General features: G+C 44.9%; 21 protein-coding genes. 6 read left to right on the forward strand and 15 right to left on the reverse strand.

The window, feature by feature from the left end:
* Positions 1-26: 26 nt before the first annotated feature.
* Both HFM85_RS06990 and HFM85_RS06995 read right to left on the reverse strand, forming a co-directional pair.
* On the reverse strand, positions 27-860 hold the full coding sequence (locus tag HFM85_RS06990; protein WP_173737600.1) for a sugar phosphate isomerase/epimerase family protein: 834 nt from the start codon (positions 858-860) through the stop codon (positions 27-29).
* A gap of 201 nt (positions 861-1,061) precedes the next feature.
* The gene (locus HFM85_RS06995; RefSeq protein WP_119239962.1) at positions 1,062-2,066 is read right to left on the reverse strand and encodes a Gfo/Idh/MocA family protein; all 1,005 of its coding nucleotides are present in this window, start codon (positions 2,064-2,066) and stop codon (positions 1,062-1,064) included.
* Positions 2,067-2,504: 438 nt separating this feature from the next.
* Here HFM85_RS06995 and HFM85_RS07000 point away from each other — a divergent pair, with 438 nt between their 5' ends.
* Entirely contained in the window at positions 2,505-3,788 is a 1,284-nt protein-coding gene (locus HFM85_RS07000) for an O-acetylhomoserine aminocarboxypropyltransferase/cysteine synthase family protein (protein ID WP_173737599.1), read from the forward strand.
* A gap of 107 nt (positions 3,789-3,895) precedes the next feature.
* Here the strand turns inward: HFM85_RS07000 and HFM85_RS07005 are convergent, their stop codons facing one another.
* The 3 genes from HFM85_RS07005 to HFM85_RS07015 form a co-directional block, all read right to left on the reverse strand.
* Complete coding sequence (locus HFM85_RS07005) at positions 3,896-4,189, reverse strand: phage holin family protein (protein ID WP_173737598.1); 294 nt, start codon at positions 4,187-4,189, stop codon at positions 3,896-3,898.
* A gap of 149 nt (positions 4,190-4,338) precedes the next feature.
* Entirely contained in the window at positions 4,339-5,349 is a 1,011-nt protein-coding gene (locus tag HFM85_RS07010) for a GGGtGRT protein (RefSeq protein WP_015525727.1), read from the reverse strand.
* A gap of 39 nt (positions 5,350-5,388) precedes the next feature.
* Positions 5,389-6,081, reverse strand: a complete 693-nt coding sequence (locus tag HFM85_RS07015; RefSeq protein WP_118071121.1) for an iron-sulfur cluster assembly scaffold protein — start codon at positions 6,079-6,081, stop codon at positions 5,389-5,391.
* Positions 6,082-6,328: 247 nt separating this feature from the next.
* On the opposite strand from HFM85_RS07015, the gene HFM85_RS07020 reads away from it, so the two are divergent.
* Entirely contained in the window at positions 6,329-7,066 is a 738-nt protein-coding gene (locus HFM85_RS07020; protein ID WP_173737597.1) for a TraX family protein, read from the forward strand.
* A gap of 167 nt (positions 7,067-7,233) precedes the next feature.
* Here HFM85_RS07020 and HFM85_RS07025 read toward each other — a convergent pair whose 3' ends face one another.
* The 7 genes from HFM85_RS07025 to HFM85_RS07055 all read right to left on the reverse strand — a co-directional run bounded on the left by HFM85_RS07025 (position 7,234) and on the right by HFM85_RS07055 (position 14,642).
* Positions 7,234-7,902: an LbetaH domain-containing protein gene (locus HFM85_RS07025; RefSeq protein ID WP_173737596.1), complete on the reverse strand. Its 669-nt coding sequence runs from the start codon at positions 7,900-7,902 to the stop codon at positions 7,234-7,236.
* Complete coding sequence (locus HFM85_RS07030) at positions 7,899-9,947, reverse strand: DNA topoisomerase (protein ID WP_173737595.1); 2,049 nt, start codon at positions 9,945-9,947, stop codon at positions 7,899-7,901. The genes HFM85_RS07025 and HFM85_RS07030 overlap by 4 nt, the downstream gene beginning before the upstream one ends.
* A 1-nt stretch (position 9,948) precedes the next feature.
* Positions 9,949-10,704, reverse strand: a complete 756-nt coding sequence (locus tag HFM85_RS07035) for a formate/nitrite transporter family protein (RefSeq protein ID WP_173737594.1) — start codon at positions 10,702-10,704, stop codon at positions 9,949-9,951.
* A 210-nt stretch (positions 10,705-10,914) separates the two neighbouring features.
* Positions 10,915-11,151: a DUF3343 domain-containing protein gene (locus HFM85_RS07040; protein WP_173737593.1), complete on the reverse strand. Its 237-nt coding sequence runs from the start codon at positions 11,149-11,151 to the stop codon at positions 10,915-10,917.
* 164 nt (positions 11,152-11,315) lie between these two features.
* Positions 11,316-12,401: an aspartate-semialdehyde dehydrogenase gene (gene asd, locus HFM85_RS07045; protein WP_173737592.1), complete on the reverse strand. Its 1,086-nt coding sequence runs from the start codon at positions 12,399-12,401 to the stop codon at positions 11,316-11,318.
* A 93-nt stretch (positions 12,402-12,494) separates the two neighbouring features.
* Positions 12,495-13,874 (reverse strand): argininosuccinate lyase, encoded by a 1,380-nt coding sequence (gene argH / locus HFM85_RS07050; protein ID WP_173737591.1) that lies wholly within the window; start codon positions 13,872-13,874, stop codon positions 12,495-12,497.
* Between the two features lie 117 nt (positions 13,875-13,991).
* A complete protein-coding gene (locus HFM85_RS07055) occupies positions 13,992-14,642 on the reverse strand; it encodes an epoxyqueuosine reductase QueH (RefSeq protein WP_173737590.1) in 651 nt (216 codons plus the stop codon).
* Positions 14,643-14,854: 212 nt separating this feature from the next.
* On the opposite strand from HFM85_RS07055, the gene HFM85_RS07060 reads away from it, so the two are divergent.
* Positions 14,855-15,622, forward strand: a complete 768-nt coding sequence (locus HFM85_RS07060; protein ID WP_173737589.1) for an ABC transporter ATP-binding protein — start codon at positions 14,855-14,857, stop codon at positions 15,620-15,622.
* On the forward strand, positions 15,615-16,409 hold the full coding sequence (locus HFM85_RS07065) for an ABC transporter permease (RefSeq protein ID WP_173737588.1): 795 nt from the start codon (positions 15,615-15,617) through the stop codon (positions 16,407-16,409). The genes HFM85_RS07060 and HFM85_RS07065 overlap by 8 nt, the downstream gene beginning before the upstream one ends.
* A 65-nt stretch (positions 16,410-16,474) precedes the next feature.
* Here the strand turns inward: HFM85_RS07065 and HFM85_RS07070 are convergent, their stop codons facing one another.
* Positions 16,475-17,128, reverse strand: a complete 654-nt coding sequence (locus HFM85_RS07070; protein WP_173737587.1) for a DUF3786 domain-containing protein — start codon at positions 17,126-17,128, stop codon at positions 16,475-16,477.
* 326 nt (positions 17,129-17,454) lie between these two features.
* On the opposite strand from HFM85_RS07070, the gene HFM85_RS07075 reads away from it, so the two are divergent.
* Together HFM85_RS07075 and glgD are read left to right on the forward strand one after the other, a co-directional pair.
* Positions 17,455-18,594 carry a glucose-1-phosphate adenylyltransferase gene (locus tag HFM85_RS07075; RefSeq protein ID WP_119239971.1) on the forward strand — a complete coding sequence of 380 codons (1,140 nt, stop codon included), beginning with the start codon at positions 17,455-17,457 and terminating at the stop codon, positions 18,592-18,594.
* A gap of 1 nt (position 18,595) precedes the next feature.
* The gene (glgD, locus tag HFM85_RS07080) at positions 18,596-19,717 is read left to right on the forward strand and encodes a glucose-1-phosphate adenylyltransferase subunit GlgD (RefSeq protein ID WP_173737586.1); all 1,122 of its coding nucleotides are present in this window, start codon (positions 18,596-18,598) and stop codon (positions 19,715-19,717) included.
* A gap of 86 nt (positions 19,718-19,803) precedes the next feature.
* On the opposite strand, the gene HFM85_RS07085 is transcribed toward glgD, so the two are convergent.
* Together HFM85_RS07085 and HFM85_RS07090 are read right to left on the reverse strand one after the other, a co-directional pair.
* Positions 19,804-20,514: a hypothetical protein gene (locus HFM85_RS07085; RefSeq protein WP_173737585.1), complete on the reverse strand. Its 711-nt coding sequence runs from the start codon at positions 20,512-20,514 to the stop codon at positions 19,804-19,806.
* A 170-nt stretch (positions 20,515-20,684) separates the two neighbouring features.
* Positions 20,685-21,683: an acyltransferase gene (locus tag HFM85_RS07090; RefSeq protein ID WP_173737584.1), complete on the reverse strand. Its 999-nt coding sequence runs from the start codon at positions 21,681-21,683 to the stop codon at positions 20,685-20,687.
* Between the last annotated feature and the right edge of the window lie 221 nt (positions 21,684-21,904).

Raw genomic sequence — 21,904 nt, forward strand, 5'->3', positions numbered from 1 at the left:
TTTAAGGTCGGACCTTTCTGAATGAATTATCCGAAATATTTCTGTACAAAATCTCTGGTGACTTCTGCAGCTTTTTTCACATTATCCTCATGGCTCATTGCGTAGTACTCCGGACGGAACTCTTCGATAGTGCATACACCGTCAAAACCAATCTCCTTCAGTGCTGCTGCGATTCCCGCATGATCTACAACGCCTTCACCCGGCCACAGTCTCTTATCGTCTCCGCAGGAGCCAAGAGGAAGATCCTCACAGTCATTTAAATGGTATGCAAAAATCTTCCTGCCATCTGCTGCTTTTAAATCTTCCAGGCGTGAACACATCTCATGGAAATGGAAAGTGTCCACAGTAACGCCTACATTATCTCTGTCCACTGCTTTTACTACATCATAAGCTGTCCCAAACTGGTTGATGGAGCAGTTCGGTGCACCACAGAACTCCAGGGAGATCTTCATATCAGAGCCCACTTTGTCAGAAAGGTATCGAAGACGCGCAACTGCTTCTTCTTTAATCTCACTTACAGATTTATCTTTTACATCAAAACTCGGAACTGTGATCAGCATTTTCATTCCGATAGCTTCGGAAACCTTCAGGATAAAATCAACTTCGTCGTCAATCTCTTTTTCCCCTGCCTCATCTCTCTGGTTAAAGAAGATCAGAGTGTTATATGCCCATGGTTTCAGATGATGGTTCTTAAACCAGTCTGCCAGTTCCTCCAGTGTATGCTCTTTAAGATAATCCTTTACACAGTCAAAGCGGATCTCAATATAATCAAAGCCATATTTCTCACACATCTCCAGGTCTGCCATAAGAGACTGTCCTTTACATTCCAGTGCAGTTGCTTCATTAAATCCTAATTTCATCTTCAATACCCTCCATATATTTTTACTTTTCAGTCGATTATTCTGATCGATCTCACCGGAGGATTTCCGCTGCAGCTTCTGTAAAACTGTAGCGGAATCGGACTCTGCCGGTGACTGCCGCCGCAGGCGCATTGGGAAAGCCTGCGACAATAAGCTGGTATGATAACTCACACTTGATGAGGTGGAGTTCGTAATATATATTTATTTATAAAATTCCGGCTTCTCAACTGCTGTGACGATCTTCTCGATCTGACCGGTTTCCTGCGCTTTTACAAGAGCATCTGCAGTGATCGCTGCCAGGTATCCATCCCATGCATTCGGTCCTGTGATTACTCCTGCCTCTGCGTTGTCAACCCAGTCCTGAACTTCTTTATCATAAGCGTCTTTAAATCTTACGAAGCAGTCTGTGTCAATGGCACTGGATACTGCTGCATTTTTACGGATAGACGGATAAGCCGGCTGTGCCATTTTCAGCGCGCCATCCTCACATACAACTTCACAGTTGATGTCATATCCGAACTTGCAGTTTACAAATACTTCCACATCAATGCACACGCCTTTTTTTGTACGGAGCATCATGATCTGCGGATCTTTCAGCTCGGAGTGAGAATATTTTGTCACTCTTGGCATTACTACCTGTGCGGATTCATACTCGTCATCTACAAGCCAGTGAAGAACATCGATCTCATGTATTGCGGTATCGTGCACAGCCATCGGTGTATTATAATTGGTTCCTACCTCCGGATTTCTGTGTGTACAGTGAAGGATCAGCGGCTCGCCGTATTCACCGGTTGCAAGTGCCTCCTTGATCTGCTGATATCCCTTATCATAACGTCTCATAAATCCGAGCTGGATAAGGTGTTTACCGGCTGCCTCCTCTGCCTTTACCACTTTCAGACAGTCCTCAGCAGTTGTACATAATGGTTTCTCACAGAAAATTCTCTTGCCGGCCTCGATTGCCTGAAGAAGGGAATCTACATGTGCAAAGCCCGGAGATACGATAAATACTGCATCTACGCTCTCTGCATTGATAAGCTCCTTACTGTCTGCATAAACTTTTGCTCCGCAGATCTGGGCTGCTTTCCTTGCGCTTTCCTCAAATACATCTGAGACAGCTACCACTTCCGCTCCCTGGATCTTCTCTGTCAGTCTTCTGATATGATCTCTTCCCATTCCGCCGCATCCGATAACTCCAACTCTTAACATTTTAAATTCCTCCGTTCATTTTATTATTTTGTTTGTTTTTCGTTTCTGTTCCGTTCTTGATGATGCTATATTATCATTTTGTGCACGTGAACGCAATATCCTTTTTGTACAAATTTTCTGATTCAATTTTATGCGTTTTCACAATTCGTTACTTGATTTACAATTTTCTGTTGATTTTTCAAGAGTTTTTAGATGTTTTTTAATTATACAGCTAACAGCAAGTGCTATCTTCCCTGTTCTTTGTGTTAATTATGTAACGTTTTGATGTGTGCACCAGAACGCGCTTCTTTCTTTTCCCTTATACCCCACTATAGTTTACGGAGAATATTGTTGTGTTTTCACACATAAAGAGTTATAATCGTAGATAGATTTATAAAAAATGAACAAGAGCATTTCATTTTCTACGGAAATAAGATGTTTCAGAAAGGAATTACCCCTATGAGCGATTATAATTTAGAAACCAAATGTATCCATTCCGGCTACACTCCTTCCAAAGGTGAGCCGTGTGCACTTCCAGTTTACCAGAGCACTACCTATAAGTATGATACAACAGATGAGATGGGACAGTTATTTGATCTGAAAGCAGATGGATATTTCTACACCCGTCTCCAGAATCCAACCAATGATGCAGTCGCTGCGAAGATTGCCGATCTGGAAGGCGGTGTTGCTGCGATCCTTACTTCTTCCGGACAGGCAGCTAACTTCTATGCAGTATTTAACATCTGTGAAGCAGGCGACCATGTTGTTGCAGCTTCCACAATTTACGGTGGAACGTTCAATCTTCTTGCTGTTACCTTTAAGAAGCTGGGAATTGACTGCACATTCGTTGATACAGATGCCAGCGAGGAAGAGATCGCAGCTGCATTTAAGCCGAATACAAAGGTTCTTTTTGCAGAGACTATTGCCAACCCTGCCCTTGTTGTTCTTGATATTGAGAAATTTGCACGCGTTGCACATCAGAACGGCGTGCCGCTTATTGTGGACAACACTTTTGCTACGCCGGTAAACTGCCGCCCGTTCGAGTGGGGTGCTGATATCGTTACTCACTCTACTACCAAATATATGGACGGACATGCTGTTCAGGTTGGCGGTGCCATTGTTGACAGCGGAAACTTTGACTGGGATGCTTACGGACATAAGTATCATGGTCTGACAGAGCCGGATGAATCCTACCACGGTGTAATATACACCAAACAGTTTGGTAAAAAAGCCTATATCACCAAGGCTACATCTCAGCTGATGCGTGATCTCGGCTCTATTCCGTCTCCAATGAACTGTTTTCTTCTAAATCTTGGACTGGAGACACTTCCGCTCCGTATGGAACGCCACTGTTCCAATGCACAGAAGATCGCCGAGTACCTGAATGCCCACAAAAAAGTTTCTCACGTAAACTATGCCGGTCTTCCAGATGACAAATATCATGCACTGGCACAGAAATATATGAAAAACGGTCAAACCTGCGGTGTTATCTCCTTTGAGCTGACCGGCGGCCGTGATGCAGCAGTCCGTTTTATGGACAGCCTGAAGCTTGCCACAATTGCTACCCATGTTGCCGCTTCTATTACCATGGTCCTTCATCCGGCCAGCCATACTCACCGCCAGATGAACGACGAACAGCTGGTTGAGGCAGGGGTTTCTCCTGGAATGATCCGTCTTTCCATTGGTATTGAAAACGCGGAGGATATTATCAAAGATCTGGATCAGGCACTTGAGAATGCCTGATAAAACATATTCAGGGAAGTGTCCGGAATTGCGGATACTTCCCTGGTGTTTCTGATATAGACTCTGTTTATTTTTCCTTTTTTCAGCTTTCTCTTTATCATATACAGTTATTCATCTTTTTCCAACTGTTTGATCAGCTGATTTACATATGTAGAAAGTCCTGCTACCAGGATTCCCTGTGTTACAGATGTAAATACCGCCATGGCAATGTCCTGGCCACCAACGCAGGAGCAGGTGGCAAATACATAGATCCCACATATAAGAATCCCCACACCTCCCAGTATCAACGGAATATATTTGTCCTTCACAGCCTGGGCTTCCTTCAGTGCAATTCCCATAAAATACAAAGCAACTGCTGTAATCAGCAATTCCGGTTTAATATAATTCACAAGTGCTTCCATAAATAACCTGCCACTGCAGCTTTGTTTTATTTTATGAACTCTTCTGAAATTTGTTTCACAAATTCTTCAAAATCGCATCACGCTTTGCATAAAAAAGGCTGCAAACCCTAGAGTTTACAGCCTTTCCCACTATTTTTCGTTATCCGAAATTAGAACTTTCCAGCGTCAGCAGCTTCCTGTACGGAAACAGCTACAGCAACTGTCATACCAACCATCGGGTTGTTTCCAGCGCCGATGAGACCCATCATCTCTACGTGAGCCGGTACGGAAGAAGATCCTGCGAACTGAGCGTCAGAATGCATACGTCCAAGTGTATCAGTCATACCGTAGGAAGCAGGACCTGCTGCCATGTTGTCCGGGTGAAGTGTACGTCCTGTACCACCGCCGGAAGCAACTGAGAAGTATTTTTTACCTTTCTCGTTGCACTCTTTTTTGTATGTTCCTGCTACCGGATGCTGGAAACGAGTCGGGTTTGTGGAGTTTCCAGTGATGGAAACGTCAACGCCCTCTTTCCACATGATAGCAACACCCTCTGGAACGCTGTTTGCGCCGTAGCAGTTTACTTTTGCACGAAGTCCCTCTGAATAGGATTTACGGAATACTTCTTTAACCTCGTTCTTATATGGATCATACTCTGTCTCTACATATGTAAAGCCGTTGATACGGGAGATGATCTGAGCAGCATCTTTACCAAGACCGTTCAGGATAACACGAAGAGGTTTTTTACGAACTTTGTTTGCTTTCTCAGCGATACCGATAGCACCCTCAGCTGCTGCAAAAGACTCATGTCCTGCAAGGAAGCAGAAGCAGTCTGTCTCTTCCTCAAGAAGCATTTTTCCAAGGTTTCCATGTCCAAGACCTACTTTACGTGTGTCTGCAACGGATCCCGGAATACAGAATGCCTGAAGTCCCTCTCCGATAGCTGCTGCTGCATCAGCTGCTCTTCTGCAGCCTTTTTTGATTGCGATTGCTGCACCTACTGTATAAGCCCAGCAAGCGTTCTCAAAGCAGATCGGCTGAATGCCTTTGATCTGATCGTAAACGTTCAGACCTGCGTCTTTAGTGATTTTCTCAGCTTCTTCGATAGAAGCGATTCCATAGCTGTTTAAAACAGAATTGATCTTGTCAATTCGTCTCTCATATGATTCAAATAAAGCCATTTCCTGTAACCTCCTGATTTTTTCACCTTACGAATGTAATTACTCTTTTCTTGGGTCGATGATCTTAACAGCATCTGCAACACGGCCGTACTGACCTTTTGCTTTCTCCCATGCTGTGTTCGGGTCATCACCTTTCTTAATGAAGTCAGTCATTTTTCCAAGGCTTACGAACTGATATCCGATGATCTCATCGTCCTCATCAAGAGCGATACCTGTAACATAACCCTCAGCCATCTCAAGGTAACGAGGTCCTTTTTTCAGAGTTCCATACATTGTACCAACCTGAGAACGAAGTCCTTTTCCAAGATCCTCAAGACCAGCACCTACTGCAAGTCCGTCCTCAGAGAATGCAGACTGGGAACGTCCGTATACGATCTGAAGGAAAAGCTCTCTCATAGCTGTATTGATTGCATCACATACAAGGTCTGTGTTCAGTGCCTCCATTACTGTAAGGCCCGGAAGGATCTCTGCTGCCATAGCTGCAGAATGAGTCATTCCTGAACATCCGATTGTCTCAACAAGTGCCTCCTGAATGATTCCCTCTTTTACGTTAAGGGACAGCTTACAGGCACCCTGCTGTGGAGCACACCAGCCTACACCGTGTGTAAATCCGGAGATATCCTTTACTTCTTTTGCCTGAACCCATTTTGCTTCTTCCGGGATCGGAGCGGCACCATGATGTACGCCCTGTGCCACTGGACACATTTCTTCTACTTCGCGTGAATAAATCATTTTAAAACTCCTTTCAAGTATAGATTGACCGATGTTATTGAGAAAAAAAGTTCGATAACACCCTATGGGTATTTTCTCACAAAACCTTTGTTTCGTCCAGTCATATTTGATAATTTTTTGCCATAAAAGGTATATTATTGGAAGTTATCTCTTCGGGTATTATATGCCTAACTGTCAAATATTTCTGGCAACTGCTCAATATCTGTGATAATATATTAGCAAGTCTGACCTTGGAGGTGTATTTTTTATGAACGTATCAGCAGAATCTGTTTTTCCAGAAAAATACCGGATTCTCAGCGGAAGCACGCTGAAAGTGATTGCTGTTGTTACTATGCTGATCGATCATATTGGCGCAGTTCTTTTAAGTATGTATCAACCTGCTCTTAAAACTCTTTTTACACTTTTCGGAAGAGAATACAGTGTGTATCTGATTTTTCGTGATATCGGCCGGGTGGCATTTCCAATCTTCTGTTTTCTCCTTCTGGAGGGATTTCTGCATACCCATGACCGTTTCCGGTATGGCATGAATCTTTTTATTTTTTCACTGATTTCTGAAATCCCGTGGAACCTGATGTTCACCAACACTCTGCGTTATGAAAAACAGAATGTGTTTTTCACTCTTTTCCTTGGGTATCTGGCATTTTGTGCAATCGAACATTTTCAGGCTAAACAAACAATGCAGCTCTTCTGTATCCTGGGACTGCTTGCTGTTTCTGTTTTTCTGAAAGCAGATTACGGATGGCGGGGATATATTTTTCTGCTGATCATGTATTATATGAGAAACGATAAACCGGGACAGGCGATCCTGGGAAGCTGCTGGCTCTATTATGAATGGAGGGCCTGTTTCGCTTTTCTGTCCATTAACATGTACAATGGAGAAAGAGGATTTATCCGCGGAAAAGCGGCGAAATACTTCTTCTACTGGTTTTATCCGGTCCATATTATAGGACTGGTGGTGATCAGGCGGATTTTGTTTTTGTCATAGTGTTAATTTCTTTTCGGGGAATTTTTGTTCTTGACAGAATGGGAATGGGGCCTTTTTCCAGGGAGACACTATGCCGATAGAATTTAAACTGAACAAAAAAACGGCCCGCTTTGCGGGCCTGTTCTCTGTTTACGAATCACTTCAGTAAAAAAGAAATCTTCTTTTACTTACTTTTTCTTAATAATCTCTTTGGCATTCTTATAAATAGAATCTGCCGGAACGCATCCTCTTACCGGTGACAGGGGATAGATATTGGAATTTCTTCCGATCACAGTTCCCGGATTGAGTACAGAACCGCAGCCAACCTCAACATGATCTCCAAGCATTGCTCCGAACTTTTTAAGTCCGGTCTCGATCTTCTCATCTCCGTCTTTCACAACAACAAGTTTCTTGTCGGATTTTACGTTAGAACAAATTGATCCGGCTCCCATATGGGATTTGTATCCAAGTACTGCATCTCCAACATAGTTGTAATGCGGAACCTGTACCTTATTAAACAGTACTACATTCTTAAGCTCAGTGGAATTACCAACTACTGCGCCCTCGCCAACAATGGCCTTGCCGCGGATAAACGCACAGTGGCGCACCTCAGCGTCTTTACCGATGATCGCCGGACCTGTGATGCTTGCTGTCGGTGCAACAGCAGCTGATTTTGCGATCCAGATATTCTCGCCTTTTTCCTCATACTCAGCCGGGTCAAGAGTTTTTCCCAGTTTAATGATAAAATCTCCGATCTCCGGAAGAACTTCCCACGGATAGGTCTTTCCCTCAAAAAGCTCTGCAGCGATGGTCTCGCCCAGATCCAGCATATTGCTGATGGTAAAATCTTTCATCATGATTTTTTTCCTCCCTGTCCGGAAGCCCGCTCCTGCTTCCTGTAATTTACAGCGGCCGCATCAAAAAACTGCCGCAGGTTATACTGATAATTGCTGGCCTCAACCTGCCGGGTCCTTACCCGCACAAAATGTTCCAGCTTATCCATATATTCCTGTTCCGTAATACTCCCCTCTGCCACATAGGTGAGCCCCTTTTCCCAGCTTGCAGTAAGCTCCGGATTCAGAAGCTGCCGGATAGAGCAGTTTACCACATCAAAAATCATTTCCCCAAGAAGCGTTGGAGTGATCACCTGAGTCTTTTTATTCAGTGCCAGATATTTGATGTTAAAAAGCTTCTTCAGAATCTCAGCACGGGTAGCACTGGTGCCGATCCCGCTGCCCTTGATCTGAGCACGAAGCTCTTCATCCTCGATCAGCTGACCTGCATTTTCCATGGCAAGGATCATGGAACCGGAATTGTATCTCTTGGGCGGTGAAGTCTCACCCTCTTTGATACTTAAGCCGTTCACAGGAAGTATATCACCCTTTTTCAGCTTCTGCAACGCATCCAGAAGCACGGTATCACAGGAAACCTCTTCTTCCTCTCCATTACCGTCTTTCTCACCGTCAGAAACTTTTTTCCGGGCAAAAGAATTCGCGGCAACTCTTAAATACCCCTCTTCCTTCAGAACCTTAAAGGATGAGAAGAATGCCTCACCGTCAAGCTTCGTCACAAGGCTGACCTTCTGATAAACTGCCGGAGGATAAAAGATACACAGGAATCTCCGTACAATAGTCTCATACACCCTCTGTGCTGTAAGAGACACCTTTTCCAATGAATTCAGCCCCTGACCGGTAGGAATGATGGCATAATGGTCTGTGATCTGCTTGTCATTCACATACCTGGTCTTTGCAATGCTTTTCCAGGATTCCATCCCAAAAACCTCTGCTGCTGCAGCACCGGCCTGCTGATAATTTCGAAGACCGGAAATATTCTTGTATATCTCCTTGGCCACTGCCGTGGAAAGAACTCTGGCATCCGTTCTAGGATAAGTCACCAGCTTTTTCTCATAAAGCTCCTGTACGATCCGGAGTGTCTCGTCCGGACTGATCTTAAACAGCTTTGAGCACACATTCTGAAGCTCCGCCAGGTTAAAAAGAAGCGGCGGATTTTTGTTTTCTTTTTTTCGTTCCACCTTTTCCACAATACAGGAAAGGGGCTGGTTCACCATCAGCTGATCGATCAGCATCTGTGCATGCTCTTTTTTCCTGAAGCCGTTCTCTTTATAAAGATACGGGGACTGAAAATACCGGCTACCTTCCACAGCTCTCCACTCTCCGTCAAAATTCTCTCCCGCAAGAGCAATGCTGCTTAAGACACGGTAAAACGGTGTCTTCACAAAGACACGGATCTCCCGTTCTCTTCGCACCACCATTCCAAGAACACAGGTCATTACACGGCCAACTGCGATCGCCTGATATTTGGAATGGAGATAATTCGTTACACTGTTTCCATAGCGCAGAGTCAGCACTCTGGAAAAATTAATCCCCATAAGGTAATCTTCTTTTGCGCGGAGATAGGCAGACGCTGCCAGATTATCATACTCTGAGATATCTTTTGCTTCCCGGATTCCTCGAAGGATTTCCTCTTCTGTCTGGGAATCGATCCACACTCTTTTCTGGACTTTCCCACTTACACCTGCCATCTGCGCCACCAGCCGGTAGATATATTCTCCCTCACGCCCTGAATCAGTACACACATAAATGGTCTCTATATCAGTTCGGTTCAGCAGTCCTTTTACGATTTCGAACTGTTTTCTGACCCCGGGAATCACTTCATATTTAAATTCGCGCGGCAAAAAAGGCAGGGTATCAAAACTCCACCTTTTATACTTGATATCATATTTTTCGGGATAGCTCATGGTAACCAGGTGTCCAACACACCAGGTCACTACAGAATCGCTGGATTCCAGATATCCGTCTTTTCTCTGACCGTTAATCTTCAAAGCCTTCGCAAATTCCTGTGCCACGCTGGGCTTCTCTGCTATGTATAAAGCCTTTGCCATACTATTTATCTGCACTCATCTTTCTAAGCGGCCATGCAAGAAGCACAGCTCCGCCAACTATATTTCCTAATGTTACGATCACCATACTCTTAAGCATGGCACCGACAGACAATCCGGGAACCATACAATACGCAACTGTAAAGATGCCCATATTTGCAATACAGTGCTCAAATCCGCTGACAACGAAACCTGAAATACAGATCACGATCATCAGAAACTTGCCTGACTCACTCTTAAGCTTAATGCCGCAAAGCACTGCAAGACAGACAAAGAAATTACAAAGCACTGCACGGAAAAACATCTGTCCTGCCGGAATACTGAGTTTTCCGTTTATAAAGCCGGCAAAATAATCTGCAGTACCGGACGCTCCGGCACCTACAAAAATCCATGCCAGAATCAGGCATCCCACAAAATTGCCGATATAACTGATTCCCCATACCTTGCCAACGTCTTTCCATGATACGCTCTTGTCATACGCACCAAACGCCATTACCAGATTGTTACCTGTAAAAAGCTCTCCGCCTACCATCACGATCAGAAGTACCGCGATGGAGAACACGATGGCTCCAAGGAATTTCCCCCATTCCGGGAATGTCTTGGAAAATACATTTCCCACAACATTACTGTAGATCATCGCCACATCAATAAAAAATCCGGCCATGATCGCCCGCATAAAGTATTTTCCAAAGTTGCTGTTCAGGAGATTGATCTTACCTTTCGCAGCGGTTGACAGTTTCTCTACATCCTCCCTGTTCATAAATAGCACCTCCACATTTTTTTAGCAAGCGTGGCACTTTGCTGCTGCTTCTTTGTTCACAGCAGCACGCTTTACGGAAATCTGCTTTTCATATTGTAACACTTTATCAAATAGTTCACAACAAAAATGAGAAAATTTCCGAAAAATCATGTATTGTTACACACAACAAACACTATCTCCGTCAGGCGGATATTCTCACTCTGCATTCAGTTAAGTCAGAACCCGGTAGATTCCGTCCCATGCAAGCTCTTTTTCCTGCAAAAAAATCTCTGTCTCTTCCTCAGACTGCTTCTCGCATTTCCAGGCAAGCCCGCATTCGGCACTGATCTCAGACGGGATCGGAATCAGCCTTCCCGAAAATCCCGACTCCTTAGACGTTTTTTCCATCTTCATAGCTGCTGTTGTGGTAGAAAAGGTAATTACCGTTCGAATTTCTTTCTTACGCATTTACTTCTGCTCCTTAATATACGCTCCTGTCGCACGGACACTTCACAGGCATTCTCTTTGCAGACCCCTTCAGAAGTTTCCTCTGAGACGCAAAAACAGGACACCGAAAAGCTCCGATATCCCGTTCTGCTGATACTTTTTATTTCATATGAAGATTTACCTGATTATTTAGCCTGGATATATCCCTTAGCTTTCAGAGTCTCTGCACAGAGAACAGCTCCGCCTGCAGCTCCTCTTACTGTGTTATGGGAAAGTCCGATGAACTTGTAATCGTAAACAGTATCTTCACGAAGACGTCCTACAGATACTCCCATTCCGTTCTCATAGTTTACATCCATCTGTACCTGCGGACGGTTATCCTCCTCAAGATACTGGATAAACTGCTTCGGAGCACTTGGAAGGTTAAGCTCCTGCGGAGCTCCCTTAAACTCAACAAGTTTCTGGATCAGCTGCTCTTTTGTTGGTTTCTTGCGGAATTTAACAAAAACAGCTGCTGTATGTCCATTGAGAACCGGAACACGTACACACTGACATGTAATAACAGGTGTGGTAGCCGGAACGATCACGCCGTCCTCGATCTTACCCCAGAGTCTTAACGGCTCTTTCTCACTCTTCTCTTCCTCACCACCGATATACGGGATAATATTGTGCTCCATCTCCGGCCAGTCTTTGAATGTTTTTCCTGCTCCGGAAATAGCCTGGTATGTAGTAGCTACTACTTCATATGGCTCGAATTCTTTCCATGCGGTAAGTACCGGTGCGTAGCTCTGGATAGAGCAGTTCGGCTTAACAGCTACGAATCCGCGAGTTGTTCCAAGACGTTTCTTCTGGAACTCGATAACATCGAAATGCTCCGGGTTGATTTCCGGAACTACCATCGGAACATCCGGTGTCCAGCGGTGTGCACTGTTGTTGGAAACAACCGGTGTCTCTGTCTTGGCATACTCTTCCTCGATAGCCTTGATCTCATCTTTCGTCATATCAACTGCGGAAAATACAAAGTCAACAGTAGCTGCAACCTTCTCTACCTCGTGGATATCCATAACTACCAGCTTCTTCACTGCCTCCGGCATCGGAGTATCCATTTTCCATCTGCCGCCTACAGCCTCCTCGTAGGTCTTGCCTGCACTTCTGGGGCTTGCTGCCACAGTAACCACCTCAAACCACGGATGATTCTCCAGAAGAGAAATAAATCTCTGACCAACCATTCCAGTTGCACCTAAAATACCGACTTTAAGCTTTTCACTCATAATAAAACTCTCCTCATCTTGTGTCCCTCTATGGCACACATTTGTCTTTTCCGTAAATACTATACCAATTTTTCCAAAAATGCAAGCATTATCTTAATTTTTTTTAAGATAATCTTTATTCTGAGCGATCACCTGTTTCATCACATCCGGTCCAGGTGCACCTAATGTTACACGTTTCTCCACACAGGTCTTCATGCTGATAGCTTCGTAGATATCCTCTTCAAACACAGGGCTGATCTCCTTGTACTCAGAGAGCGGAAGCTCATCCAGGGAGATTCCTCTGTCCAGGCAAAGGAGAACCAATCTTCCTACGATACCATGAGCATCACGGAACGGAACTCCGTGATTTACCAGATAATCTGCTGCGTCTGTAGCGTTTGTAAAGCCTCTCTTTGCACTTGCCTCCATGTTCGCCTTGTTAAACTGCATAGTAGAAACCATGCCTGTAAACAGAGCGATACAGCCCTTTACAGTGTCAATAGCATCAAAAGTAAGCTCTTTGTCTTCCTGCATGTCTTTGTTGTATGCAAGCGGAATTCCCTTCATGGTTGTAAGGATAGATGTCAGCGCACCGTAGACACGGCCTGTTTTCCCGCGGACAAGCTCTGCGATATCCGGGTTCTTTTTCTGCGGCATGATACTGCTGCCAGTGCTGTATGCATCATCGATTTCAACGAAACGGTACTCATTGGAGTTCCACAGAATGATCTCCTCGGAAAAACGGCTCAGGTGCATCATAATGGTAGAAAACGCACTGAGAAGCTCGATCACGTAATCTCGATCAGATACGGAATCCATGCTGTTTCTGGTCGGTGCATCAAAGCCAAGAAGCTCTGCAGTATAGGCACGGTCCAGCGGATAAGTAGTTCCTGCCAGTGCTCCTGCTCCAAGAGGACAGGTATTCATTCTCTTACGGATATCGAACAGTCTGTCTCTGTCTCTTCGGAACATCTCAAAATAAGCACCCACGTGGTGAGCCAGAGTTACCGGCTGTGCCTTCTGAAGATGAGTAAATCCGGGCATATAGGTGTGTACGTTCTCTTCCATGATCTTCTGCAGGGCAAGAAGAAGGTCTTTCAGCTCTTTATCTGTCTCATCGATCTCATCCCTGACATAAAGCTTCATATCAAGAGCTACCTGGTCATTACGGCTTCTTCCTGTGTGAAGCTTCTTTCCTGCATCCCCGATACGATCGATAAGGTTTGCCTCCACAAAGCTGTGGATATCCTCATATTCAGATGTGATCTCAAGCTTGCCTGCCTCCACATCTGCCAGGATTCCGTCCAGTCCCTCTGTGATCTGATTCTTTTCTTCTTCTGTCAGAATCCCCTGTTTCGCAAGCATGGCTACATGTGCCTTGCTTCCGCGGATATCCTGTCTGTAAAATTTCCGGTCAAAGGAAATCGATGCGTTAAAATTATAAACCAGCTTGTCCGTTTCTTTTGTAAAACGGCCTCCCCATAACTGTGCCATATTATTCTTCCTCACTTTTCTTTTTTGCTGCAGAAAATATTTTGTCGGGCAAAAATTCTTCTGCACTTCTCTGTGTTAGTGTACCATACTTTCATAAAAATGCAAAGATTTTCATACTTATACATTTTCTGCGTTTCTCTGCCTGTCCCGCTCCTGGGCTTCTCTTTTTGAAAAAACACATCCGCAGTAGTTCTGCCTGTATAATTCGTGCTCATGGGATAATTCAATGGAACGCTTATAGCCGTTCTTCTTCTTGAAATCAGACGGCAGGTGAGTGACTTTATAAATCCCTGACAGCTCCTCACCGATCTCGTTGATCTTTTCTGCATTTTTCAAAGGACTGATACTAAGAGTGGTGGTAAAATAATCATAACCGCCGTCCCTGGCAATTTTCGCCGCCTCTTCCATACGCAGACGATAGCACTTAAAGCAGCGTTCCCCTCCCTCTGGCACATCCTCCAGACCTTTTGCCATATCATAGAATTCCTTCGGATCATAATGTCCTTCCACCAGAGACACCGGATGGGTAAACTCCATCTCTCCGATCAGCCGGCGGATCTCTGCCACCCTGTGAGCATATTCTTCTTCAGGCGCAATATTGGGATTATAAAAAAATATGGTGATCTCAAAATACTGTGACAGGTATTCCATCACATAACTGCTGCACGGCGCACAGCAGGCGTGAAGAAAAAGTCTGGGGGTTCTGCCTTCTTTCCGAACATTTTCGATCAGCTTATCCAGCTCTTTCTGATAATTTCTTTTATTCAAAATCGGATCTCCTTTCCGTCCATCGTATTCATTACTGTTTGCTGCATGACCAGCAATACTCTGAATATATTACCTGTAAACTGTAATCATCATTTTCTATATTGCCGAATCTATCCCCGGCACCACGGAACATTCTCTTATCCGTGCGCCTTCTTATGATTCAGACATATGATAATATTATACCATCAAATATGAAACGGAGGCAAATATTCATGGATCCTGTCTTAAAAGTACGGGATGTGTGTCTTTCCTATCACACCTTATCCGGCGAGACACCCGCCCTTTCCCATATATCCTTTGACCTGATGCCTGGTGAATTCCTGTCCATTGTAGGACCTTCCGGCTGCGGAAAATCCACCCTTCTTAACCTTATCGCCGGCCTGATCGAACCTGAATGCGGCTCCATCACTCTAAAGGGAAAAACAGTTTCTTCCGGCAGTACGTCTGTTGGATACATGCTCCAGAAGGACCATCTTCTGGAATGGCGCAGCATCTATAAAAACATCCTCCTTGGCCTTGAGATCCGTGGAGAACTCACCCCTGAAAAGCTTGCACACGCAGAAGAGCTTCTTCACACCTACGGTCTTGACCGCTTTCGGGATGCCAGGCCTTCCCAGCTTTCCGGCGGTATGCGCCAGCGCGCAGCACTGATCCGCACCCTTGTGCTGGAGCCTGAACTTTTACTTTTGGATGAGCCCTTTTCTGCGCTGGATTACCAGACACGGCTGAATGTCAGTGACGACATCGGAAAAATCCTCAAAAGCTCAGGCAAGCCTGCCATTCTGGTGACGCATGATATCTCTGAGGCTATCAGCATGGCTGACCAGGTGCTGGTTCTTTCCGCCCGTCCTGCCACAGTTCAAAAAGTAGTGGATATCCATCTTTCTGTGGAAAAACGTACCCCTCTGACTTCCCGGAATGCTCCTGATTTCAAAAAATATTTCAATCTTATATGGAAGGAGCTGAACAAAAATGCCTGAAATTTCCACCCGACAGAAACAATATCTATCCCAGAAGAAAAAAGAAAAACACCTGATTTTTGCAGCGCGCATCCTTATCTTTGTCCTGTTTATGGGACTCTGGGAAGTGTCCGCCGCACGCGGATGGATCGACTCTTTTATTTTCAGCAGTCCATCCCTGATTGCAAAAACCTTCCTCACCATGTGCAGGGATCAGTCGCTTTTTTTCCATATTGCAGTTACGCTGACAGAGACTCTTGTCAGTTTCTTTTTTGTTGTGCTCCTGGGTGTGGGAACCGCAGTCCTTCTCTGGTGCTCTCCACGGACTTCCCTGGTTCTGGAACCTTATCTTGTGGTTCTCAACAGTCTGCCGAAATCAGCTCTTGCGCCGCTTCTTATTGTATGGCTCGGTGCCAATGAACGTACCATCGTTGTAGCCGGTATATCCGTTGCCATCTTTGGCTCCATCATCAATCTGTATTCCGGTTTCTGCCAGGCTGATCCGGATAAACTGAAACTGATCGAAACTCTTGGCGGACATAAAAAAGAGAAGCTGACAAAAATCGTTCTGCCAGCTTCTGTTCCTCTGATCTTAAGTGTTATGAAGGTAAATATCGGCCTTTGTCTGGTTGGCGTGATCATCGGCGAATTCATCGGTGCCAGAAGAGGCCTTGGATATCTTATTATCTACGGCAGCCAGACCTTTAAGCTCACCTGGGTGCTGATGTCCATTGTGATCCTGTGCATCATTGCTATGGGTCTGTACGCAGTGCTGAACCTTGTAGAAAAGAGTGTTCAAAAGAAATAATGAACCTCTTATTGTCACTGGTTAAAACAGCCAAAAGCAGCTTTGCCTCGCTTTTGGCTGTTATCTTAATGCATGTGGAAATTTTTTCCCCGGAGAGGCAAGCCTGCAATCTCTGCCAGACGTTTGATTCCTACGTCAGCAATGGATACTGCACTTTCCACGTGATTGAAATCCGTTGCACTGTAATCAAAGAGAATGTTTCCTTCTGCTTCAAACTCCTCATCACGATCCCAGAAAAAGAACCGCAGTGGAATGCACTGGAACGCTTTGATCTCATAGCCCACATCTCCCTGAGGAAGTCCTTTTCCTCCAAGTTTTATAAAAGCTTCCCGCAGCTCCTTCGCATGGCCGGAAAATGTTGCACTGAACACATCCGTCTCACCGATCTTGTATGCTGGTGCAAAAGGCCTGGCATTGCGAAGATCTGCAAAAGGAACCCACCTGTCCATAAAAAAAGCGCCTTCTTTTGCGTAGCCAAGGAGTGTATAAATATTTAGCATCTCCGTTGTGCCCGGCTCCTGATCCCCATCCAGGCTGCAGATACTTCCATCCTTTTCACTGATCCCATATTTTCGTCCAAAATGCTCTATCGTCAGATATCCTTTTTCTTCTTTCAGCTCAGGAACCCGTCTTAACAGATCCTTCCGATCCATCTGCATAAATTTATCCGCCCATTCCATGCAGAGCTTCACATAGTTGGAAATTTTTTCTTCCTGCATCACATTTCCTCCCGAAGTATTTTGTTATATTTTACGTTGTTTTTTTCAGAATACACTTTTTCCCTCTTATGCACAAGCATATCCGGACCTGAATGTTTCTGATTTTTCTCCGGCATTGTGGACTGACTTTGTATGTTTCGTTCTTATCCGACAAATCATGCCATGAATTTTACTTATCTGCTAAAAATTTTAACACAAAAATAACGTTTTTTTGCACAAAAAACTAGATTTCCATTTCAAAAAGGTGTATAATATGAACAAAGTTTATCGTTTTAATGGTTAATTTTTTCCTGGCGGTAAACAAGAAATGAAAGTGAGGATTCGCCATGAAACAAAACAGTATGTTAGCAATGATCCTGGCCGGTGGAAGAGGAAGTCGTCTTCACGAGTTGACGAATAAAGTTGCCAAGCCAGCCGTTGGTTATGGCGGTAAATACCGTATCGTAGATTTTCCGCTCAGTAACTGTGCCAACAGTGGCATTGATGTCGTAGGTGTACTGACACAGTATGAATCAGTTTTACTGAACAGCTATGTAGCAGCCGGTGGCCGCTGGGGCCTTGATGCCAAGGACAGCGGAGTTTATGTACTTCCTCCACGTGAGAAGGCTGATGCCGGTCTGGATGTATACCGTGGAACAGCTGATGCGATCTCTCAGAATATTGATTTCATCGACTCACAGAACCCGGAATACCTTCTGATCCTTTCCGGTGACCACATCTATAAGATGAATTATGCAAAGATGCTTGATGACCATATCCAACATAAGGCAGATGCGACTATTGCAGTTATCGAGGTTCCCATGAAGGAAGCCAGCCGTTTCGGTATCATGAACACCGGTGAAGATGACCGCATCGTGGAATTTGAAGAGAAACCGGAACACCCGAAGAGCAATCTTGCCTCCATGGGTATCTACATATTCAACTGGAAGCTTCTGCGCAAGCTCCTGCTGGCAGATATCAAAAATCCAGATTCCAATCACGATTTCGGTAAAGACATCATCCCTACACTCCTAGCACAGGATAAGGCACTCTACGCCTACAAGTTCAAAGGCTACTGGAAGGATGTAGGAACCATTGATTCCCTCTGGGAAGCAAACATGGATCTTCTCAGTCCAAACAGTGAACTGGATCTTAACGATCCTACCTGGAAGATCTACACTGAGGATGCTACATCTCTTCCACAGTATATCTGTGATACCGCTGTGATCAACACTGCTTTCATCACTCAGGGCTGTGTTGTGGAGGGTGAGATCACCAACTCTGTACTTTTCACAGGCGTCAAGGTCGGTCCTGGTGCCAAGATCATCGACAGTGTCCTGATGCCGGGTGTTGTTGTCGAGGCAGGTGCCGTTGTCCAGCGTGCTCTCGTTGCAGGCGGAGTCGTGATCGGTGCCAACGCTCGTGTCGGTTCCAAGGACAGTGAGCACATCGAACTTGTATCAAAACGTGTAAAGGGGGCTGAGTAATATGTTTAAAGCATTTGGAATCGTGAATTCCTCAGAAAGAAATATCCATGTGGAGGGGCTTCAGGACTACCGTGCGATCGGCGCCTTTTCATTTCTCGGAAGATATCGTGTCATCGACTTCCCGATCTCAAATATGACCAACAGCGGGATCGAGTACATTCAGGTCTATGTAAAGAACAAACCCCGTTCTCTTGTGGAACATCTCGGAACCGGACGTCACTACAACATCAACTCCAAGAGCGGTAATCTCCAGATCCTCTTTTCAGAGCATTCCGGAGTCAACGATATCTATAACACCGATATCGACAACTACTACTCCAATCTGGAGTGCATCGAAGCAGTTCATTATCCGTATGTTGTTATCGCTCCGAATTACATGATCTACACCACCGACTACTCCAAGCTGATCGATGCCCATATCGAATCCGGCGCGGATGTGACCATGCTTTATCATTCCGTTGATAATGCCAAGGAGAACCATCTGAACTGCCACATCCTGAACCTGAACCGTCAGAAGGGTGTTCTCTCCATTGAGCACAACCACGGCAATGCAAAGAACCGCAACATTTTCATGGATACCTACGTAATGAGCAAGGAGCTTTTCATCAGCCTCATCCATAAGGCAAAAGAGATTTCCTCTCTTTATACCCTTGCAGACGTGATCAATGCCGGTTGCAGAGACGGTGAGCTGGATGTGCGTGGTATATCTCATCGCGGATATTTTGCATCGATCACTGATTTCAAGAGCTATCACGATGCAAATATGGATCTGATCGACTACAAAACTGCAACGGATCTTTTCCATGATAACTGGCCGATCTATACACGCACCAACAACTCCTGTCCGACCCATTATTTTGACACAGCTAATGTTTCCAACTCCGTTATCTCCAACGGCTCCATGATCGAGGGAACTGTAGAGAATTCCATTGTCGGACGTGGCTGTACCATCAAAAAGGGCGCTGTTATCAAGAACTGTGTCGTTCTTGCGGACTGCACCATCGGTGAGAATGTCCATATCGAAAATCTGGTCGTAGACAAGCATGCCAAGATCACACATGCCAAGGAGATCATCAGTCCTGCTGATGAGCCTGGCTACATCAAACGTAACGATACACTGTAATATTCATATATAATAAGGCCTCCGGTTCCTGTGTTACGAACCGGAGGCCTTATTTATCTCTGTACTCAGCTAAGCATATGGATCCGTCATTTCAGAACAGACTGGATCCATTTCAACGCATTATCCTTATTCTTCACATTACCCGGAAGGCAGATGCACACCGGATCATATCTCAGGCCAAATTCCTCTGCAACACTACTGTTGCCGTCAAGCTCCAGATGCTGATCATCCACAGCGCCCAGAGACTCAAACACCTCATCTCCAAATGTTTCCCTGAGATCTGCATACATTCCGCTGTCTTTCTCATGTTCATAGAGTTCCTTCGGCATGATCAGGACATCAACGGTAGCACTCTGGATTTCCGTCACATATGCGATCCTGGCATAGTAATCAAAATCCTCTCCTGTCTCGTCCGTCATCAGATTCTGCGCCACACTGACTTCTGCATATTTATCCTCTGTTCCCAGTGTCTTCAGAGCATCCTCTTCCACCTTCTCAGAGTCAAAATTCCCTGCATTCACCACTGCAATGGAAAGCACCGTCTTCATCTGTGCGTGACGATAAATATTCACTCCCAGACAGACTCCGCCAATGGCAAGAAGCACGCACAGCATATGTATCTTATAATACATCCAGATATACTGAATCTTCTTACCTGTTCCCATTCCCTTCAGTTTCTCTTTTTCGATCCGGCGGCGTTCCTTCTTCGTCAGATCAGTTTCGTTGGGCATCTCCGGATTCAGTACACTCTCATCGTGTCCGTCACTGCCGGCCTCCGCTCTGTTTTGTAAATCCATAAAAATCTCCTTTGTCTTTCATGTCTCAGTATTTTTTATCCTGAAGCGGGATATTCCAGTCGCTTTCCCCGCATCCTCCGGGTGGATGCTGCGACTTATCAATAAAGGATATTTTAGCATATTTTGGTACAAAATCACAGCGCATAAATATGAAAATACCATAAACTCTTCTATTTCCGACAGATCCTCATTCCATATCCATACATTACCGCCACAGCAGTCACAAGAATACAGACCATCACCGGTCTCATCCACAGATATAAAAGATTTTTCTCAATTCCAGCTGCCACAGCCACATCCTTCAGGATATCAGCCACGCAGAGATGAAACAGATAAATAAAAAACGCATATTTCTGTCCGATGGCTGCCGGAAGCTCGGGCACTTTCCGATTCTTTCCCATGATTGCAATGAGAAAAAGGCCAACAGCCATAAATACTGAACCCAGAAACAATTCCAGTTTGCCAAAATACCGGTATTCCAGCAGACTTGCGATCCCGCCGCCAGCTACCATGCCATACAAAAGAAACACTTTTTTTCCGGCAAACCAGGCTTCCAGCTTTTCCTGATGTCTGTGTATCAGATGTCCCAACATAAAAAACGGAAATCCGGTAAACAGATAGTTTCGAAACTGCATAACACGGAAATGCTTTTCCGGGAACAGGAAGGTCGAAAATTCCTCCATTCCAAAATGGATCAGAAGAAGCACCGGTATCAGAACATATGCCTGCTTACAAATCCGGAATCTTGCTGCCAGGGCAAAAAGAAGATAACAATAGAGCAGTGCCGGGAGAAACCACAGATGCCATTTCACCTGAGAGCTGTTATTATATAGAAGAAACTGGCGGATATGTTCCCCCGAAACCAGGGCTTCCAGCCATTCCTTCTGGCTTGCTCCGTCGATGTAATTCTGGATCAGCTCCCACAGACAGCAGACCGGAAATGCCACAAGCATCAGCTTCAGAACATGCCGGATCTTTTTTCCGGTTCTTATAAATTCCGTATCATCGCCACGGAAACAAAAATATCCGGATACCATAAAAAACACAGGTACTGCAAATCTGGCAAGTACATTGGCTATGATTCCGGCATTTCCCGGAAAATGGACGTGAAGAAGCACAACTGCATAAGCACAGATCGCCTTTACCATATCCAGAGTACGGTTTCGCATAAAAATTACTCCTTTTTATATCGAACGCTTATCCCGGAAATATGATTCCGGGGTTCCCTTTTTTTCGAAACGATATACTAACAAACCAGCAGAATTTTGTCAATGCTGTTTTTCTCCTGTACGGTTTGCTCTTATACGTTTTACTCTTGTACGGCTTCCGGATCTGAATTATAATTCTTTTATGACTTCTATGACAGGATGTTTGTTATTTCCTCAGAAAG

The sequence above is a fragment of the Blautia schinkii genome, from assembly GCF_013304825.1.
GTDB classification, from domain to species: Bacteria; Bacillota; Clostridia; order Lachnospirales; family Lachnospiraceae; genus Blautia_A; species Blautia_A schinkii_B.

Bases quoted from the DNA above. Each gene is read 5' to 3' on its own strand.
- HFM85_RS06990 (WP_173737600.1), bottom strand. From the start codon at position 860: ATGAAATTAGGATTTAATGAAGCAACTGCACTGGAATGTAAAGGACAG.
- HFM85_RS06995 (WP_119239962.1), bottom strand. From the start codon at position 2,066: ATGTTAAGAGTTGGAGTTATCGGATGCGGCGGAATGGGAAGAGATCAT.
- HFM85_RS07000 (WP_173737599.1), top strand. From the start codon at position 2,505: ATGAGCGATTATAATTTAGAAACCAAATGTATCCATTCCGGCTACACT.
- HFM85_RS07005 (WP_173737598.1), bottom strand. From the start codon at position 4,189: ATGGAAGCACTTGTGAATTATATTAAACCGGAATTGCTGATTACAGCA.
- HFM85_RS07010 (WP_015525727.1), bottom strand. From the start codon at position 5,349: ATGGCTTTATTTGAATCATATGAGAGACGAATTGACAAGATCAATTCT.
- HFM85_RS07015 (WP_118071121.1), bottom strand. From the start codon at position 6,081: ATGATTTATTCACGCGAAGTAGAAGAAATGTGTCCAGTGGCACAGGGC.
- HFM85_RS07020 (WP_173737597.1), top strand. From the start codon at position 6,329: ATGAACGTATCAGCAGAATCTGTTTTTCCAGAAAAATACCGGATTCTC.
- HFM85_RS07025 (WP_173737596.1), bottom strand. From the start codon at position 7,902: ATGATGAAAGATTTTACCATCAGCAATATGCTGGATCTGGGCGAGACC.
- HFM85_RS07030 (WP_173737595.1), bottom strand. From the start codon at position 9,947: ATGGCAAAGGCTTTATACATAGCAGAGAAGCCCAGCGTGGCACAGGAA.
- HFM85_RS07035 (WP_173737594.1), bottom strand. From the start codon at position 10,704: ATGAACAGGGAGGATGTAGAGAAACTGTCAACCGCTGCGAAAGGTAAG.
- HFM85_RS07040 (WP_173737593.1), bottom strand. From the start codon at position 11,151: ATGCGTAAGAAAGAAATTCGAACGGTAATTACCTTTTCTACCACAACA.
- asd (WP_173737592.1), bottom strand. From the start codon at position 12,401: ATGAGTGAAAAGCTTAAAGTCGGTATTTTAGGTGCAACTGGAATGGTT.
- argH (WP_173737591.1), bottom strand. From the start codon at position 13,874: ATGGCACAGTTATGGGGAGGCCGTTTTACAAAAGAAACGGACAAGCTG.
- HFM85_RS07060 (WP_173737589.1), top strand. From the start codon at position 14,855: ATGGATCCTGTCTTAAAAGTACGGGATGTGTGTCTTTCCTATCACACC.
- HFM85_RS07065 (WP_173737588.1), top strand. From the start codon at position 15,615: ATGCCTGAAATTTCCACCCGACAGAAACAATATCTATCCCAGAAGAAA.
- HFM85_RS07070 (WP_173737587.1), bottom strand. From the start codon at position 17,128: ATGCAGGAAGAAAAAATTTCCAACTATGTGAAGCTCTGCATGGAATGG.
- HFM85_RS07075 (WP_119239971.1), top strand. From the start codon at position 17,455: ATGAAACAAAACAGTATGTTAGCAATGATCCTGGCCGGTGGAAGAGGA.
- glgD (WP_173737586.1), top strand. From the start codon at position 18,596: ATGTTTAAAGCATTTGGAATCGTGAATTCCTCAGAAAGAAATATCCAT.
- HFM85_RS07085 (WP_173737585.1), bottom strand. From the start codon at position 20,514: ATGGATTTACAAAACAGAGCGGAGGCCGGCAGTGACGGACACGATGAG.
- HFM85_RS07090 (WP_173737584.1), bottom strand. From the start codon at position 21,683: ATGCGAAACCGTACTCTGGATATGGTAAAGGCGATCTGTGCTTATGCA.